Below are 15,216 nucleotides of genomic sequence, written 5' to 3' on the forward strand. Positions count from 1 at the left end.
CTTGTCTCGGAGGGCGGGGCGGCTTAGCTGAATTAGCCGCATATGGAGGAGCAGGGCCAGCCCATGACGTTCGAGCGTGTGGTCATCATCGGCGCCGGCCATGCCGGAGGCACGGCGGCGGCGCTGCTGCGCCAGATGGGCTTCAAGGGGCAGGTGACCCTGATCGGCGACGAGCCCGTCTGCCCCTATCAGCGCCCGCCCCTGTCCAAGGCCTGGCTCAAGGGCGAGGCCGACAGCGACAGCCTGCTGCTGCGTCCCGAGAGCTTCTATCGCGAGCAGGATATCGAGCTGGTCACCGGCGTGGCCGTCCGCGCGATTGACCGCGAGGCGCGCATGGTTCGGCTGGACCGCAGCCGGTCCGGCGCCGGCGTCCCCTATGACGCCCTGATCCTGGCCACGGGGTCGCGGGCGCGCACGCTGCCGGTTCCGGGCGGAGACGATCCGGCGGTGCTGACCCTGCGCACCATGGCCGACGCCGATCGGCTGAAGGCGCGGCTGACCCCCGGCGCCCGTCTGGTGCTGATCGGGGCGGGCTATGTGGGGCTTGAGGCGGCCGCCTCGGCCACCGCCCTGGGCTGCACGGCTACCGTGGTCGAGGTGCAGGACCGGGTCCTCTCGCGCACCGCCTCGCCGGCCCTGGCGGAGCGGATCGCGGCGCGCCACGGCCAGGCGGGCGTCGAAATCCTGACCGGCGTGGGCGTGGCCGCGATCCGGCCAGGGGGGACCGGGGTTGAGCTCAGCGATGGGCGCGTTCTCGAGGCCGACGTGGTGCTGGTGGGCGTGGGCGCCGTGGCCGAGGACCGGCTGGCGCGCGACGCCGGCCTGACCTGCCGCGACGGGGTGGTCGTGAACGCGGAAGCCCGCACCAGCGACGACGACATCTTCGCCATCGGCGACTGCGCCTGGCGCCCTTGGCCCCTCTACGGTTCGGCCGGACGGCTCGAGAGCGTGCCCAGCGCTCTTGAGACGGCCAAGCAGGCCGCCGCCGCCATCTCCGGCGCGCCGCCGCCTCCCCCTGAGGTTCCGTGGTTCTGGTCCGACCAGTACGACCTCAAGCTCCAGGTGGCCGGCCTGTTCATCGATGCTGACCGACAGGTGATCCGAAGGGACGCCGCCACGGACCGCTTCGCCGTCTTCCACCTGAAGGGCGACCGCCTGCGCGCGGTCGAGGCGCTGAATGCGCCCCAGGAATTCATGGGCGGGCGGCTGCTGATCGCCTCGGGCAAGCCGGTGGACGACGCCCTGCTGGCCGATCCCACCGTGTCGATGAAGGCGGTGACGAAGGCCTAGTCTGCAGCGAGGTGGCCGAACGCCTCGACCACGCGCTCATAGGCGGGCCGCTTGAAGGGCACGATCAGCTCGGGCGCCTCGGCCAGCCGGCCCCATCGCCAGGCGTCGAACTCGATGGGTGGATAGGCCTTCAGGTCCACCTCTGCGTCCTCGCCGGTGAAGCGATAGGCGAACCAGATCTGCTTCTGGCCCCGCCATTTGCCCCGGCCCAGAATCTCGGCCGGGAAGTCATAGGCGATCCAGCCTTCGGTGCTGGCCAGGTACTCGACGGAGGTGACGCCGGTCTCCTCGCGCAGCTCGCGCCGCGCCGCGTATTCATAGGCGCCGGCCGCCTCTTCGTGCGGATCGACGCCCCCTTGCGGAAACTGCCAGGAATGGGGACCGCCCTGGCCGCGGCGCCGGCCGTACCAGACGAGACCGTCGCGGTTGATCAGGACGACGCCCACATTGGGGCGGTGCCGGGGGAAGTCGCCGGCCGCCTCGCTCAACGGCCGGGCCGCCGGGCCAGGGCCGAGGCGGGCGCCAGCTGCACCCCGCGTTCCGACAGGCCCTGCGTCCAACGCGCCGCCGCCTCGACCGTCACCGGATAGGCGAAGCCGCTGCCCAGCGCCTGGCCCCGCGTCTTGGCCTGCGCCTCCAGAGCCGCCAGGGCGGCGGTCACGTCATCGGGCGTCAGGGTGCGGTCGACCACCGCGTCGGCGCTGGCGCGCGCGAAGGCGCCGGGCCGCCGCCGGGCCGACCCGTCGTCCATGAAGGCCAGGCCCCGCTGCCGCAGGATCTGCAGGAAGGCGGTCATGGGGCCGTCGGAGGTGACGAAGCGCTCGCCCATGTAGTTGGTCACCCCCGCATAGCCCGTGGCGCGGGCCAGCAGCCATTCCATGCGCCGGGTGATCTCCTGCGGGCCGGCGGTCGAGACCAGGGTGTAGGGACCCGGGTCGTTCTGGGGGTAATCGACCGGCTCCATGGGAATCTCGAGCAGCACCTCGTGGCCGGCCGCCCGGGCCATGTCGATCCAGGCCTGCAGCCCCTCGGCATAGGGCACGAAGGACAGGGTCACTTCGGGCGGCAGATTCTCGATGGCGCTGCGCGTGGCCGTGGGATTGATGCCCAGGCCGCCGACGATCAGGGCCACCTTGGGCCGTCCGTCCGGGCGGAAGGGCCGTGCATAGGCTTCGAAGGGCGTGCGGCCGTCCGGCGCGATCGTGGGCAGCGGACCGTTCGGTCCCGGCTGCACCAGGGCCGCGATGGGGGCCGGCGCAAGCGGCGAGGCGGCGAAGCGGCGCACCGGGCCCGAGGTCCCGTCCGCGCCGGGAATGGTGATCAGCGCCTGTCCATCGATGGGCTGGCCTTCGGCGTCCAGCGGGGCGCCGTTGGCGTCCTGATAAAGGCCGAGCGTGTCCATGGAGAAGGTGGACAGGCCGTCCGGCGCCTGATCCAGGCGCGGGTCGCGCTTCAGGGCCACGCGCGCCTCCGGCGCCCCGGCGCGGGGGTCTCCGACGATGGCGACCAGGGCGGCGGCGGCGCCGATGAACAGCGTTCCGGCGGCGAGCACGGCGACAGGCGGGCGCTTGAGGCCCGAAAGAATGGCCTTGGGGTTCAGGCCGCGGCCCGTCTTGGCGGGCGGCGATCCTGCGGCGGCGGCGAGAGCGGACTGGCGGCGGGCGAACATGGTCAAGAACCGGATTGACGAGCGCCCTCCGGAAGGGAGGGTTCGCCAAGCCCAAAGCTCTTATGTCGCGGTTAACAAAGCCTAACGGCGCCGGCCTCTCGGCGGATTGGGGATCGGCCGCATGGTCCCCGGCGTCGGGGCCTCGTCGGCGGCTTCGTCCTCAGCCTCAGGTTCGGGCTGTCGAATGGGCGGCAGGCTGGCCAGATCCCCACCCGCGCGCAGCAGGTCCAGCGCCCGCTCCAGCTGGAAGTCGCCGTCTTCGGCATAGCCCTCCGGCGGAACCTCGGCGGGCTCGTGGGGGGCGCGACGCTCCTCGCCGATCGAGGAGTCCAGCGCATTGGCGTAGGCGGCCTCCGAATAGATGAAGCTGGACCGCGCCACGATCCGGGCCTCGGCGGCCGAGCGGGCCACCTCCAGGTCCGGCTCGATGCCGATCTTCTGGATCGAGCGGCCCGACGGCGTGTAGTAGCGGTGCGTCGTCAGGGACAGCGCGCCGTCCTGACCGCCTCGCAACGGCATGACGGTCTGGACCGATCCCTTGCCGAAGCTGGTCAGCCCCACGATCGTGGCCCGCTCGTGATCCTTGAGCGCGCCGGCCACGATCTCGGACGCGGACGCCGAGCCGTAGTTGATCAGCACCACCAGCGGCAGACCGTTCAGCACGTCGCCCGCCGTGGCGTGGTAGCGCTGGATGTCCTCCAGGCGGCGCCCGCGCTTGGAGACGATCTCGCCGCGCTCGAGGAAGGCGTCGGTCATCTCGATGGCCGATTCCAGCACGCCGCCGCCGTTGTTCCGCAGGTCCAGCACCAGACCGCGCATGTTCGGATTCTCGGCCAGCAGACGCTCGGCCGCTTCACGCGTCTCGACCCCCGCGCGCTCGTTGAAGATGGCGACGCGGATATAGCCGATGTCGCCCTCCATGCGGCTGCGGACCGCCGACACCCGGATGATGTCGCGCGTCAGGGTGACTTCGCGCGGCTCGGCGCCGTCGCGCAGGAAGGTGACGCGCACCTCGGTGCCCGCGGCGCCGCGCAGCTTCTGCGACACTTCCCGCATGGGCAGGCCGGTCACGCTCTGGCCGTCCACGGCGCTGATGACGTCGCCGGGCAGCACGCCCGCGCGCTGGGCCGGGCCGCCATCCATGGGCGACACCACCTTGATCAGCCCGCCCTCGGCCGACAGGTCCAGACCCACGCCGGAATACTGGCCCTCTGAGCGCTCGCGAACCGGGGCGTAGTCGGCCGCCGACATGTAAGACGAGTGGGGGTCCAAGGCCTGCATCATGCCGTCGAGCGCCGCCTCGATCAGCTTGGTGTTGTCGACATCGACCACATACAGGCGGTTCACCACCGCCAGCACGTCGCCGAACAGGGACAGCATGCGGAAGGTCTGGGCCTGCTCGCTCAGCTCGTTCTGGCGAGCGACGGCGGCGACGCCTCCGGCGGTGACGAGGGCCAGGGCGCAGGCGCCGGCGATCAGGAATTTACGCATTGAGCCTCCGGCGGCGAAGCAAGGAGCCGCTGGCCCGCATATGAACGGCGGTTTGTGGCCGCGTCGAGACCCTGTCGCCCGTCAGGCGAACGGGTGTGACCAATGGGCCCCATCATCGGCGGAACCAGCGCGCGGGATCGACCGGCCGTTCCTCGCGCCGAACCTCCACATAGATGTCCGATCCGGCGGCGTCCGGGGCCCGTCCCAGAACCTGACCCTCGCGCACGCGCTCGCCCGTGGCCACCGTTGTCTCGCCCAGACCTGCGACCACCACCCGCCAGGTTCCTCCGAGATGGAGGACGACCACCTGGCCCCAGCCCTCCAGCGGTCCGGCGTAGTCGACGCGGCCCTCAGCGGGAGCGGCGACGCCCGCCAGGGCCTCGGCCCGCCAGGACAGGCCCCGATCCTGGGGCGTGAAGCCGCCCGGAAGGGGTGGGGTCAGCCGGGTCCGCCCGCCGGGCAGGCCGGCCGCGCCGCGCAGGGCCGGACCACTGTCCGGCGGCAGGTCGCCCACCTCCAGGCCCAGGGCGCGCAGACGCCGCCCCAGCGCATCGGCCTCGGCGTCCGCCGCATCGGCGTCCTGGCTGAGCCCGGCCTCCAGCGCGCGCCGCTGGGCGATCAGGGCCTCGATGTCGGCGCCGCGCTCGCTGAGCGCGCTCTCGGTCGTGATCAGCGCCTGGCTTTCGATCACCGCCTGGCGGCGCAGCGTCAGGACGCGCGACTGCTCGGCGGCCAGGGCGTCGGCGCGCCGCTTCAGGGCGGGCGTCACGGCCTGCATCAGTATGGCGGCTCGGACCGCGTCCGTGGCCGAGTCCGGCGACACCAGCAGGGCCGGCGGCGGGTCCCGGCGGAACAGCTGCAGCGCGCCCAACAGGCGAGACAGTCGTCCGCGCTCCGCGCCCAGCCGCGTCAGGATTTCGGTCTCCCGGGCGCGCAGGGCGTCCAGCCGGGCGCGCTGCTCCAGCAGCGTGGCCTGATCGCCGGTCTGGTCCAGCGCCAGCCGCGCCTGCTCCTGGCTGAGCCGGGCGATCTCCTCGGCCACGGCGCGGGCGTCCTGGCGCAGGCGGCGCGCGCGGCTCAGCTCGTCCTGGCGGCGCGCCTGCAACCGCCCGGCTTCCTCGGGTGAAACCTGCAGGGTGGCTGCGGCCGGCGCGGCCAGGGCCAGCATCAGGGGCAGGATCAGGACGGGCCTCAGGCGGGCCATGGGTCAATCACGATGGTAGGGCGAGCCGGACAGGATCGTCACGGCCCGGTACACCTGTTCGGCCAGCATGACCCGCGCCAGGGCGTGCGGCCAGGTCTGGGGCCCGAAGGCCAGCAGCTCGCGCGCCGGGTCGCGCACCGTCTGATCCAGCCCATCGGCGCCGCCGATGACGAAGACCAGCGTCCGCTCGCCCTGGTCGCGCAGGGCCTCGATGCGGCCGGCGAAGGCGCGAGAGGCCAGCGTCCGGCCCCGTTCGTCGCAGGCGATCAGCACCGCCCGTTCCGGCAGGGCGGCGAGGATGGCCTCGGCCTCGGCGGCCTTGCCGGGCTTGCGCGGCTCGATCTCCACCTGCTCGACCGGCCCCAGGCCCAGGGCCCGCCCCGCCGCCGTGGCGCGGTCGAGGTACAGGCGCACGAGGTCGGCCTCAGGCCCGCGGCCCAGGCGTCCGATGGCGAGGATGAGGATGCGCAAGGCCGGGCCCCTTACGGGCTCAGCCGGCCTGGCCGCGGTGGGCGCTCTCGACCGACCAGATCTTCTCGATGTTGTAGAAGGCGCGCACCTCGGGCCGGAACAGGTGGACGATCACGTCCCCGGCGTCGATCAGCACCCAGTCGCAGTGCGGCAGGCCCTCGACGCGGGCGCGGCCCATGCCGGCCTCCTTGAGGGCGCGCAGCAGATGGTCCGCCAGGGCGCCCACATGCCGGTGCGAGCGGCCAGAGGCCACGATCATGGTGTCGGCCATGGGGCTCTTGCCCCGCAGGTCTATGGAGACGATGTCCTCGGCCTTGTCTTCGTCGAGCTTGGCCAGGATCAGCTCCTGCAGGCCCCCGTCCTCATCCCGCAGCCTGGGCGCGGGCCGATCTTCACGGGCGGTGTTGGAAACGGCGTCCGGTTGCGCGTCATGCGCGGAGGGGGCGTTCAGCGAAGTGCTCCTTGAGGGCCTTTGTCAGCCCAATGCCTAGCACAGGGGCGGGTTCCGGTCACGTCCGCATCGGCGGCGCCGACTGTCGCAGGGCGGTGGACGAGGCGGGATTGAGCGGCGCGCGCAGGAACACCCAGGCCGGCGGCTCCATGGTCGGCAACAGGCGCGCCGCCTGGATCGGCACGCGGTGACGGCCCAGGCGCCTGGCCGCCGGCCCCATGCGGCTGTCGATCAGCGAGCCGGGCCGGCCCACCACGGCGATGGGCATCATGCGGGCGATCTCCATCCAGCCCCGCCACAGGTGGAAGCTCTCCAGATTGTCCGAGCCCATGATCCAGACGAAGTGCACGGCCGGATGCCGCTGCACCACCGCGCGCAGGGTGTCGACCGTCCAGCCGCAGCCTGTGCGCGTCTCGAAGTCGGACACGACCATTCTCGGATTGGCCGCGAAGCGCCGCGCCGAGGCCATGCGCTGGTCCAGCGAGGCCGTCTCGCTCGCGCTCTTGAGGGGATTCTGCGGCGAGACCAGCCAGACGATCCGGTCCAGACCCAGCCGGATCAGCGCCGTCTCGGCCACATGGGCGTGGCCCTCGTGGGCCGGATTGAACGAGCCGCCGAAGAGGCCGACCTTCATGCCGGGCTGCAGGTTCAGCGTGTCGCGGACCGCGCCGTGGGGCATCGGCTTTCGGGGGGCGGGTCCGGCGAAGGCGTAGCGGGGCAAGAAGCTATCGTCCGTGATCCGCGGGTCCGGGGCCTAGCCGCCCCTTATGCTCAGTTCGCGCATATCACGGGGTCCAGCCCGTGTCCTCACCCATTTGCTCCGTCTGCGCCTCAAGTCCGCGCGTGACCAGCACCTGGCGCCAGGCGGCGCGCAGCAGCTCGGTGACGCCTTCGCCCGAGACGCCGGAAACCAGCATGGGCTCGCGCCCGCACGCCTGGGCCAGGGCTTCGCGCGCCGCCTCGCGCCCCTCTTCGTCCAGGGCGTCCACCTTGTTCAGGGCCACGATCTCGGCCTTCTCGGCCAGACCGCCGCCATAGGCCTCCAGCTCGGCGCGGATGGTGGCGTAGGCGCCGGCGATATCCTCCTGGGTGGCGTCCACCAGATGGATCAGCACCGCCGTGCGCTCCACGTGGCCCAGGAATTTGGTGCCCAGACCCGCGCCTTCGGACGCCCCCTCGATGAGGCCGGGGATGTCCGCCACCACGAAGCGCTCGGACTGGCTCAGGTCCACCATGCCCAGGTTCGGCGTCAGGGTGGTGAAGGGATAGTCGGCGATCTTGGGCCGGGCCGCCGACACCGCCGCCAGGAAGGTGGACTTGCCCGCGTTGGGCAGTCCCACCAGCCCCACATCGGCGATCAGTTTCAGGCGCAGCCAGATCCAGCGCTCCTCGCCCTCCTGGCCCGGATTGGCGTGGCGCGGGGCCTGGTTCACCGGCCCCTTGAAGTGGACATTGCCCCAGCCGCCGTTGCCGCCCTTCAGCAGCAGGATGCGCTTGCCGGCCTCATCCATGTCGGCGATCAGCGTCTCCTTGTCCTCGTCCAGCACCTGGGTGCCGACCGGAACCTTCAGCACCACGTCGTCGCCCGCCGCGCCATGCATCTGGCGGCCCTGGCCGTGGTGGCCGGTCTGGGCCTTGAAATGCTGCTGGTAGCGGTAATCGATCAGGGTGTTCAGCCCCTCCACCGCCTCGATCCAGACATGGCCGCCCCGGCCGCCGTCGCCGCCGTCGGGACCGCCGTACTCGATGTACTTCTCGCGCCGGAACGAGACGGCGCCCGCGCCGCCGTTGCCGGAGCGCACATAGATCTTGGCCTGGTCGAGGAACTTCATCGCGCCCGCCTTATGGCCCAACCCGCGTCCGAGGAACAGGCGGACTCCGAAAGGGTTCTATCGCTGGAGTGTAGTCAGAGGAGATCCGCCATGGGCGACCGCGAACTGATCGAACCCACCCCCGGCGACAAGCGCTACCAGCGCCGCAACGAGGACGGCACGTTCGGGAAGAGCGACGACGTCTCGCGCTCCCTGTCCCAGGACGTGCGCCAGAAGGCCAAGACCGAAGCCAAGCCGGGTCAGGGCGATCGCGGCGATCAGAAACGTCACTGAGGGTTTCAGCGGGGCGGCGGCGGCGTTAGATCGCCCCCATGACCGACCACAGCTTCTCCGCCGTCCGGGACCTTTTCGACGCCGCCCTTGAAAGCGGCGAGGAGCTGGGCGCCGCCTTCACCCTCTGTATCGAGGGCGAGGTGGTGCTGGACCTCATCGGCGGCCATGCCGATCTGGCGCGCGAGCGGCCCTTCGACCGCCGGACCCTGACCCCGGTCTTCTCGACCACCAAGGCGGTGACGGCGCTGATGGCCGCGCGCCTTGTGGATCAGGGCCGCATCGGCTGGACCACGCCGGTGGCCGAGGTCTGGCCCGAGTTCGGCCAGGCGGGCAAGGCGGCCGTGACCTTCGAGCAGCTTCTCTCTCACCAGGCGGGCCTGCCGGGCTTCGATACGCCCCAGGATCCGGGGATCTGGTTCGATCCGCCCGCCGTGCTGGCGAAGCTGGCGGGCCAGGCCCCCATGTGGCCCCTGGGTCAGGGCTCGGGCTACCACCCGATAACCGGCGGTTATCTGATCGGCGAGGTGTTTCGCAGGCTGGACGGCCGCAGCCTCGGGACGGCCCTGCGCGAGGACCTCGGCGAGCCGTTCGGCCTCGATATCTGGATCGGCCTGCCCGACAGCGAGCACGGGCGCTGCGCCGAAATGAAGAAGCCGCCGGCCGCCGCCGACTTGGGCCAGCTGGACGACATCAAGCGCGCCGCCTTCCTGGATCGCGGCTCGGCGCCTGGCGGACGCGGCTCGGCGGCCTGGCGCAGGCTAGAGATCCCTTCGGCCAACGGTCACGCCACGGCCCGCGACCTGGCCCGGCTCATGTCGGTCATGGCCTGCGACGGCATGATGGAGGGGCGACAGGTCCTCTCCCCCGACACGGCGCGCGCCGCCATGGCCGAGCGCGTGCAGGGCCAGGACCGTGTGCTGCCCTTCGTCCTGTCCTGGGCCGCGGGCTTCATGCGCAACCAAGGCGTCTGGGTTTACGGGCCGGGCGAACAGACGGTCGGCCATTCCGGCTGGGGCGGCAGTTGCGCCTTCGCCGATCCCGAGCGGCGGCTGTCGGGCGCCTATGTCATGAACAGGCAATCGGTCCACCTGATCGGCGATCCGCGCCCGGTCAAGCTGATCGAGGCGGCCTACGAGCGCCTTTGACGGCTCCACAGCAATCCAGCGGTGAATAGGATCAGGCCCGAGCCGCCCAGCGCCATGATCACGTAGGGCGCTTTCAGCAGGGCACCCAGCGCGTTCGTATTGAACGCCCAGGTGATCAGCAACTGATCCGGCATGAAGGTCAGCGCGGCGGAAACAAGGGCGGCGGCAAGCACGAGCATCAGGCCCAAACGGGCCAGCAGATTACGGGGCCAAAGACGGGTCATGGCGGCTCCCCTTCAAGCGGAACAACCATAGGGCGAAGCGCACACCTTCGGGAAGGGCCTGGATCAAACCACCCGCGTCCTTTCCGCCGCCTTGCGTGAGGCGCGGTTGCGGATGAAGGCGCCCGCCGCAAAGGTGACCGCCCCCGCCCAGATGAAGGCGAAGGAGACGCCCCTCAACGCATTGAAGGGTTCGCCCTGGGCCACGCCGATGCAGAAGCTGATCGTCGGCGCGATGAACTGCAGAAAGCCCATGGCCGACAGCGGCATCCGCCGCGCCGCCCACGAGAACAGCGCCAGCGGAAACACCGTCAGCGGCCCGGCCAGCGCCAGCAGCGCCACCACCTGCGGCGCGGCGGTGAAGTGCCCCTGACCGTGCATCTCAAGCCAGATCAGCCAGGCGACGCCGAAGGGCGCCATCAGCAGGCACTCGACCAGCAGGCCCGCCTGGGCGTCGACGGCCGCGCGCTTCCGGATGACGCCATAGCCCGCGAAGGAAAAGGCCAGCACCAGCGACACCCACGGCAGCTGCCCGATGGCCAGGGCCTGCAAGGCCACGCCCACGGCGGCCAGCGCGATGGCGGCCTTCCCGAAACCGCCCAGCCGCTCGCGGAACAGCCATACGCCCAGCGCCATGTTGAGCAGCGGGTTCAGATAGTAGCCGAGGCTGGTCTCAAGCGTGTGGCCGTTGTTCACGGCCCAGACGAACACCACCCAGTTGACGGCGATCAGCACGGTCGAGGCCGCCAGCCAGCCCAGCAACCGCGCGTCGCGGAACACACGCCGCACCTGCGCTCCCTGCTTCGCCAGCAGCACCAGCACGCCGGCCAGGATCACCGACCACAGGGTGCGATGGGCCATGATCTCCCAGGCGTCGGCGCCGGCCCGGCCCATGGGCTGATAGGCCAGGGGCGCCAGACCCCAGATGACGAAGCACATGACGCCGGCCAGCAGGGCGGCGCGGGCGCCCTCGGCGCCCTTGTCGGCTGGGCTCATCCGACGGCGAGCGTACGATAGCCGCGCGAGGTCAGGACGCCTTCCTCATGGGCCAGCTGGGCGATCTGAACGGCGTTCAGCGCCGCGCCCTTCCTGAGGTTGTCCGACACCACCCACAGCGACAGGCCGTTCTCGATGGTCGGGTCGTTGCGGATGCGCGAGACGAAGGTCGCGAACTCGCCCACGCACTCGATGGGGCTGATCCAGCCGCCGTCCTCGTGCTTGTCCACGACCATGACGCCCGGCGCCTCGCGCAGGACGTCGCGCGCGTCCTCGGCGTCGAGCGGGCTTTCGAACTCCAGGTTCACGGACAGCGAGTGTCCCACGAACACGGGCACCCGCACGCAGGTGACAGTCAGCCGGATGCCCGGATCGACCATCTTGTGAGTCTCGTCCCACATCTTGGCTTCCTCGACGGTATAGCCGTCGTCGCGGAAGTCGCCGCACTGGGGCAGGACGTTGAAGGCGATCTGTTTGGGATAGGCCTTGGGGGCGACTTCATTCAGCCCATAGAGCCCCTTTGTCTGGTTCCACAGCTCGTCCGTGGCCGCCTTTCCGGTGCCCGAGACCGACTGATAGGTGGAGACCACCGCGCGCGTCACCCGGGCCGCGTCGTGCAGCGGCTTCAGCGCCACGACCAGGGCCGCCGTGGTGCAGTTCGGATTGGCGATGATGCGCTTCTTCGCCTCGTGGATGGCGTGAGGGTTCACCTCCGGCACGATCAGCGGCACGTCCGGGTCCATGCGGAAGGCCGAAGAGTTGTCGATGACCAGCGCCCCGGCCGCGGCGATCTTGGGCGCCCATTCGCGGCTGACGTCGCCCCCCGCGCTCATCAGCACCAGATCCACCTGCGAGAATTCAAAGCGCTCCAGGTTCTGGCACTTCACCGTGCGGTCGCCGAAGGCCACCTCCAGCCCCTGCGACTTGCGCGAGGCCAGGGCGTGCAGCTCGCTGACGGGGAACTGCAGCTCGTCCAGGATGGCGAGCATCTCACGGCCGACATTCCCGGTCGCGCCGACGACGGCCACGCGGTAGCTCATCCCGATCTCTCCTGAGGCTGGTCCCGGGCAAATAGGCCTCCGACCCTCGCCGCACAAGGCGCGCGCTTTGCGCAAGCGGGCGGCGCAGGCTAAGCGCGGTCAGGCATGGCTCAGACCCTCTCCGCCGCCTACGACCGCCTCGTGCAGGCCGGGACGCTCACCACCGATCCGGCGCAGCGCGCGGCGCTGGACGCCCTTCAGGCCGTGCTGGGGCGGCTGAACCAACGCCAGGGCCTGTTTCGACGGCGCGTCCAGGCCAGGGGCCTCTACCTCTGGGGACCGCCGGGCCGGGGCAAGTCCATGCTGATGGACCTGTTCTACCAGGCCGCGCCCCAGCCCAAGCGGAGGGCGCACTTTCACGCCTTCATGGCCGAGGTTCACGAGCTGATCCGCACCTGGCGCGAGGGCGATCCCGCTCAGCGCCGCGCCGCCTTCGGTTCGGCCAGGGGCGACGATCCCATCCCGCCCGTCGCCGAGCGCATCGCCCGCGAGGCGCGCCTGCTCTGCTTCGATGAGCTGCAGGTGACGGACATCGCCGACGCCATGATTCTGGGGCGGCTGTTCCAGGCCCTGTTCGCGCGGGGCGTGACGCTGGTGGCCACCTCGAACCGCGCGCCTCAGGACCTCTACCGCGACGGCATCAACCGCCAGCTGTTCCTGCCCTTCATCGACATGATCCGGACCGAATGCGACGTGGTCCAGCTGTCCGGCGCGCGGGACTGGCGGCTCGACCGGCTGCGGGGCGCCCAGACCTATTTCGTCGAGGAGCCCGAAGGCTTCGAGGCCTGCTGGGGCGCGCTCAAGGGCGGCGAGACCGAGGAGCCGCACACCCTGACCGTCAAGGGCCGCACCCTGACGCTGGATCGCACCGCCGGTGGTCTCGCCCGCGCCACGTTCGATCAGCTGTGCGAGCAACCCCTGGGTCCATCGGACTACCTGGCCGTGGCCGAGGCCTTCCACACCCTGTTCCTTGAGGGGGTCCCCCATCTGGACCCCTCGCGCCGCGAGGCGGCCCGCCGCTTCGTCACCCTGATCGACGCCCTCTACGAGGCGCGGGCGCGGCTGGTGGTCCTGGCCGAGGCGGCGCCTGACGACCTCTATCCGCAGGGAACAGGGGCCTTCGAGTTCCAGCGCACCGCCTCGCGTTTGCACGAAATGGCCTCCGCCGACTATCTGGAACGCACCGGACAGGAGCGACCTGAATGAGAACGATCCTCGTGGCCCTGGCGGCGCTCCTGGCGACGCCTTCCCTTTCGCTCAGCCAGCCCGCGCCCTCGGCCTGGTCGCGCGAGGCCGCCTCCGCACCGCCCTTCGCCCAGGGCATGACCGAGGATGAGCTGCTGGCCTGGCTGACGGCTCAGGGCGTGTCCGCCGAACGGCGTACGGACTCAGGCGGGACCTACATGGCCGCCGAACACAACGGCATCGCCTGGGAGGCCCAGCTTCAGGCGTGCGAGGCCGAGCGGTGCCGGGTGCTTGAGTTCTCGTCCGGCTTCCGCGCCCAGCAGCCCAGCGCCGAGCGCGCCAACGAATGGAACCGGGGCCACCTTTTCCTCAAGGCCGTGGCCGTCGACGGCGGCCTCGTGGCGCGTCACCCGGTTTATCTCTCGGGCGGCCTCAGCCGTCAGGCGCTCGACGAGCAGCTCGAGCTGTGGCTGACCTTCCTGCCCGAGTTCGGCGCCTGGGCGATCCCGCCGGCGACCTAGTCTAGGCTCGCCAGCAGGGCCTCGGCCCTGCGCAGATGCAGCCGCTCGACCATCTGATCCCCCAGCCTGACCGCCCCGGCCTGGCTGTTTTCAGGGCGCCCGAACAGCTCGACCACCGAACGGGCCCAGGCCAGTTCGGCCTCTGATGGGGAAAACGCCGCGTTGCAGGGCGCCACCTGGGAGGGGTGGATCAGGGTCTTGCCGTCGAACCCCCAGGCGCGGCCCTGCGCGCATTCGGCCGCGAAGCCCTCCGCATCGGCGAAGGCGTTGTACACGCCGTCCAGCGCGAACAGCCCGTTGGCCCGGGCGGCCGCCAGGATCCAGGGGGCGAAGGCGGCGATCACGGGGCGGCCCGGCAAAGCCTGAGCGCCCAGTTCGGCCAGCAGATCGTTCTGGCCCAGGATCAGCGCCTTCAGTCGGCCCGGCGCGGCCGAGGCGATGGCGGCCAGGTTCATCAGGCCCGCCGGGGTCTCGATCATGGCCCAGACGGCCGTGGTCTCGGGCAGGGTCTCGGCGGCGCGCGCCACATCGGCGGCGCCCTCGACCTTGGGCAGGATCACCGCGTCCGGCGCCGCCCGCGCGGCGGCCTCCAGGTCGCGTCCGCCCCACGGACTGGAAAGGGCGTTCAGTCTCAGGGCGACCAGCCGCTCGCCGAAGCCTGCGGCCAGGGCCGCGAGCGCCGCCTCGCGCGCCGCGTCCTTGGCCTCGGGTCCGACCGCATCCTCCAGGTCCAGCGCCACGGCGTCGCACGGCAGGGTCCGGGCCTTGGCCACCGCCCGCTCGCGCTCCGCCGGCAGGAACAGGACCGAACGCAGGGGCCTCTCGGCAGTGCGCCTCACAGCAGGTACTCCCGCTCCAGTTCGTAGGTGGAGCCGTTTAGCGACAGCCACGACGAATAGAGGCCGAACCGATCCACCCGAAATGGCGGCGACCTGAGCAGATTGTGCCCCGTGATCCAGGCGGCGACGCGCTTGGGATCGGGACGTTTCAGATAGGCCAGGGTCACGTGCGGACGGTAGGCGCGCGTCTCGGCCGCCAGCCCTGCGCGCCGTGCAGCGGTCTCGCACTTGCGATGCAGCGCCTCCAGCGCCTCGGAAGGGGCGACGCCGGCCCAGACCGCCCGCTCGGTATGGCCATCCCCGAACGCCCCGACGCCCTCAAGATTCAGCTCGAAGGGCGCGCGATGAATGGAGCTCAGCTCCGCGTCCAGGTCGTCCGCCTGCCGGGGCGTCGCCTCGCCGAAGAAGCGCAGGGTGATGTGCAGCGCCTCGCGCGGCCGCCACTTCGCCCCCGGCAGGCCGGACTGGCGACGGGCCAGGCCGTCGGCCACGTCCTCTGGCACGGCGATGGCGGCGAACAGGCGCATGGCGCTTCCTAGCCAGATTGCGGCGCGAAGGCGACGGGCGATCACGTTTTCGGGAACAGGC

Annotated in this window: 18 protein-coding genes; 5 read left to right on the forward strand and 13 right to left on the reverse strand. The window is 71.2% G+C overall.

The features are described from left to right. Positions 1–63 precede the first annotated feature (63 nt). Positions 64–1,290, forward strand: coding sequence for an NAD(P)/FAD-dependent oxidoreductase (locus Q0812_RS12215; protein ID WP_302110619.1), 1,227 nt, complete (start codon positions 64–66; stop codon positions 1,288–1,290). Here Q0812_RS12215 and Q0812_RS12220 read toward each other — a convergent pair. The 8 genes from Q0812_RS12220 to obgE form a co-directional block, all read right to left on the reverse strand. Continuing rightward, entirely contained in the window at positions 1,287–1,778 is a 492-nt protein-coding gene (locus Q0812_RS12220) for an RNA pyrophosphohydrolase (protein ID WP_302110620.1), read from the reverse strand. The two genes, Q0812_RS12215 and Q0812_RS12220, sit on opposite strands and share 4 nt — an antisense overlap. Continuing rightward, a complete protein-coding gene (locus Q0812_RS12225) occupies positions 1,775–2,959 on the reverse strand; it encodes a divergent polysaccharide deacetylase family protein (RefSeq protein ID WP_302110657.1) in 1,185 nt (394 codons plus the stop codon). The genes Q0812_RS12220 and Q0812_RS12225 overlap by 4 nt, the downstream gene beginning before the upstream one ends. 81 nt (positions 2,960–3,040) lie before the next feature. Further along, on the reverse strand, positions 3,041–4,450 hold the full coding sequence (locus Q0812_RS12230; protein WP_302110621.1) for a S41 family peptidase: 1,410 nt from the start codon (positions 4,448–4,450) through the stop codon (positions 3,041–3,043). Positions 4,451–4,562: 112 nt separating this feature from the next. After that, positions 4,563–5,654: a murein hydrolase activator EnvC family protein gene (locus Q0812_RS12235; RefSeq protein ID WP_302110622.1), complete on the reverse strand. Its 1,092-nt coding sequence runs from the start codon at positions 5,652–5,654 to the stop codon at positions 4,563–4,565. Between the two features lie 3 nt (positions 5,655–5,657). Continuing rightward, the gene (gene rlmH / locus Q0812_RS12240; protein ID WP_302110623.1) at positions 5,658–6,125 is read right to left on the reverse strand and encodes a 23S rRNA (pseudouridine(1915)-N(3))-methyltransferase RlmH; all 468 of its coding nucleotides are present in this window, start codon (positions 6,123–6,125) and stop codon (positions 5,658–5,660) included. A gap of 19 nt (positions 6,126–6,144) precedes the next feature. Then, positions 6,145–6,576 carry a ribosome silencing factor gene (rsfS, locus tag Q0812_RS12245; protein WP_425281574.1) on the reverse strand — a complete coding sequence of 144 codons (432 nt, stop codon included), beginning with the start codon at positions 6,574–6,576 and terminating at the stop codon, positions 6,145–6,147. A 58-nt stretch (positions 6,577–6,634) separates the two neighbouring features. Further along, positions 6,635–7,297 (reverse strand): nicotinate-nucleotide adenylyltransferase, encoded by a 663-nt coding sequence (locus tag Q0812_RS12250; RefSeq protein WP_341923629.1) that lies wholly within the window; start codon positions 7,295–7,297, stop codon positions 6,635–6,637. 64 nt (positions 7,298–7,361) lie between these two features. Then, entirely contained in the window at positions 7,362–8,408 is a 1,047-nt protein-coding gene (gene obgE / locus Q0812_RS12255; protein ID WP_302110624.1) for a GTPase ObgE, read from the reverse strand. 90 nt (positions 8,409–8,498) lie between these two features. Between obgE and Q0812_RS12260 the strand changes: the two genes are divergently transcribed. After that, entirely contained in the window at positions 8,499–8,681 is a 183-nt protein-coding gene (locus Q0812_RS12260) for a hypothetical protein (protein WP_302110625.1), read from the forward strand. A gap of 38 nt (positions 8,682–8,719) precedes the next feature. Then, a complete protein-coding gene (locus Q0812_RS12265) occupies positions 8,720–9,826 on the forward strand; it encodes a serine hydrolase domain-containing protein (RefSeq protein ID WP_302110626.1) in 1,107 nt (368 codons plus the stop codon). Here Q0812_RS12265 and Q0812_RS12270 read toward each other — a convergent pair. The 3 genes from Q0812_RS12270 to Q0812_RS12280 all read right to left on the reverse strand — a co-directional run bounded on the left by Q0812_RS12270 (position 9,811) and on the right by Q0812_RS12280 (position 12,083). Next, positions 9,811–10,050: a hypothetical protein gene (locus Q0812_RS12270; RefSeq protein WP_302110627.1), complete on the reverse strand. Its 240-nt coding sequence runs from the start codon at positions 10,048–10,050 to the stop codon at positions 9,811–9,813. The genes Q0812_RS12265 and Q0812_RS12270 overlap by 16 nt on opposite strands. A 63-nt stretch (positions 10,051–10,113) precedes the next feature. Further along, positions 10,114–11,043: an EamA family transporter RarD gene (rarD, locus tag Q0812_RS12275; protein ID WP_302110628.1), complete on the reverse strand. Its 930-nt coding sequence runs from the start codon at positions 11,041–11,043 to the stop codon at positions 10,114–10,116. Beyond that, the gene (locus Q0812_RS12280) at positions 11,040–12,083 is read right to left on the reverse strand and encodes an aspartate-semialdehyde dehydrogenase (RefSeq protein WP_302110629.1); all 1,044 of its coding nucleotides are present in this window, start codon (positions 12,081–12,083) and stop codon (positions 11,040–11,042) included. The genes rarD and Q0812_RS12280 overlap by 4 nt, the downstream gene beginning before the upstream one ends. 105 nt (positions 12,084–12,188) lie before the next feature. Between Q0812_RS12280 and zapE the strand changes: the two genes are divergently transcribed. Both zapE and Q0812_RS12290 read left to right on the forward strand, forming a co-directional pair. Next, positions 12,189–13,289, forward strand: a complete 1,101-nt coding sequence (zapE, locus tag Q0812_RS12285; protein ID WP_302110630.1) for a cell division protein ZapE — start codon at positions 12,189–12,191, stop codon at positions 13,287–13,289. Next, complete coding sequence (locus Q0812_RS12290) at positions 13,286–13,789, forward strand: YbjN domain-containing protein (RefSeq protein WP_302110631.1); 504 nt, start codon at positions 13,286–13,288, stop codon at positions 13,787–13,789. Before zapE ends, Q0812_RS12290 begins: the two co-directional genes overlap by 4 nt. Here Q0812_RS12290 and Q0812_RS12295 read toward each other — a convergent pair. Together Q0812_RS12295 and thpR are read right to left on the reverse strand one after the other, a co-directional pair. Further along, positions 13,786–14,628: an HpcH/HpaI aldolase/citrate lyase family protein gene (locus Q0812_RS12295; protein ID WP_302110632.1), complete on the reverse strand. Its 843-nt coding sequence runs from the start codon at positions 14,626–14,628 to the stop codon at positions 13,786–13,788. The genes Q0812_RS12290 and Q0812_RS12295 overlap by 4 nt on opposite strands. Continuing rightward, complete coding sequence (thpR, locus tag Q0812_RS12300; protein WP_302110633.1) at positions 14,625–15,155, reverse strand: RNA 2',3'-cyclic phosphodiesterase; 531 nt, start codon at positions 15,153–15,155, stop codon at positions 14,625–14,627. The genes Q0812_RS12295 and thpR overlap by 4 nt, the downstream gene beginning before the upstream one ends. Positions 15,156–15,216 lie beyond the last annotated feature (61 nt).

The organism is Peiella sedimenti, from assembly GCF_030504955.1.
GTDB classification, from domain to species: Bacteria; Pseudomonadota; Alphaproteobacteria; order Caulobacterales; family Caulobacteraceae; genus Brevundimonas; species Brevundimonas sedimenti.

Coding starts and splice junctions, on each gene's coding strand:
- Q0812_RS12230 (WP_302110621.1), bottom strand. CDS start 4,450: ATGCGTAAATTCCTGATCGCCGGCGCCTGCGCCCTGGCCCTCGTCACC.
- Q0812_RS12270 (WP_302110627.1), bottom strand. CDS start 10,050: ATGACCCGTCTTTGGCCCCGTAATCTGCTGGCCCGTTTGGGCCTGATG.
- Q0812_RS12280 (WP_302110629.1), bottom strand. CDS start 12,083: ATGAGCTACCGCGTGGCCGTCGTCGGCGCGACCGGGAATGTCGGCCGT.
- rarD (WP_302110628.1), bottom strand. CDS start 11,043: ATGAGCCCAGCCGACAAGGGCGCCGAGGGCGCCCGCGCCGCCCTGCTG.
- obgE (WP_302110624.1), bottom strand. CDS start 8,408: ATGAAGTTCCTCGACCAGGCCAAGATCTATGTGCGCTCCGGCAACGGC.
- Q0812_RS12260 (WP_302110625.1), top strand. CDS start 8,499: ATGGGCGACCGCGAACTGATCGAACCCACCCCCGGCGACAAGCGCTAC.
- Q0812_RS12235 (WP_302110622.1), bottom strand. CDS start 5,654: ATGGCCCGCCTGAGGCCCGTCCTGATCCTGCCCCTGATGCTGGCCCTG.
- thpR (WP_302110633.1), bottom strand. CDS start 15,155: ATGCGCCTGTTCGCCGCCATCGCCGTGCCAGAGGACGTGGCCGACGGC.
- Q0812_RS12215 (WP_302110619.1), top strand. CDS start 64: ATGACGTTCGAGCGTGTGGTCATCATCGGCGCCGGCCATGCCGGAGGC.
- Q0812_RS12225 (WP_302110657.1), bottom strand. CDS start 2,959: ATGTTCGCCCGCCGCCAGTCCGCTCTCGCCGCCGCCGCAGGATCGCCG.
- zapE (WP_302110630.1), top strand. CDS start 12,189: ATGGCTCAGACCCTCTCCGCCGCCTACGACCGCCTCGTGCAGGCCGGG.
- Q0812_RS12290 (WP_302110631.1), top strand. CDS start 13,286: ATGAGAACGATCCTCGTGGCCCTGGCGGCGCTCCTGGCGACGCCTTCC.
- Q0812_RS12265 (WP_302110626.1), top strand. CDS start 8,720: ATGACCGACCACAGCTTCTCCGCCGTCCGGGACCTTTTCGACGCCGCC.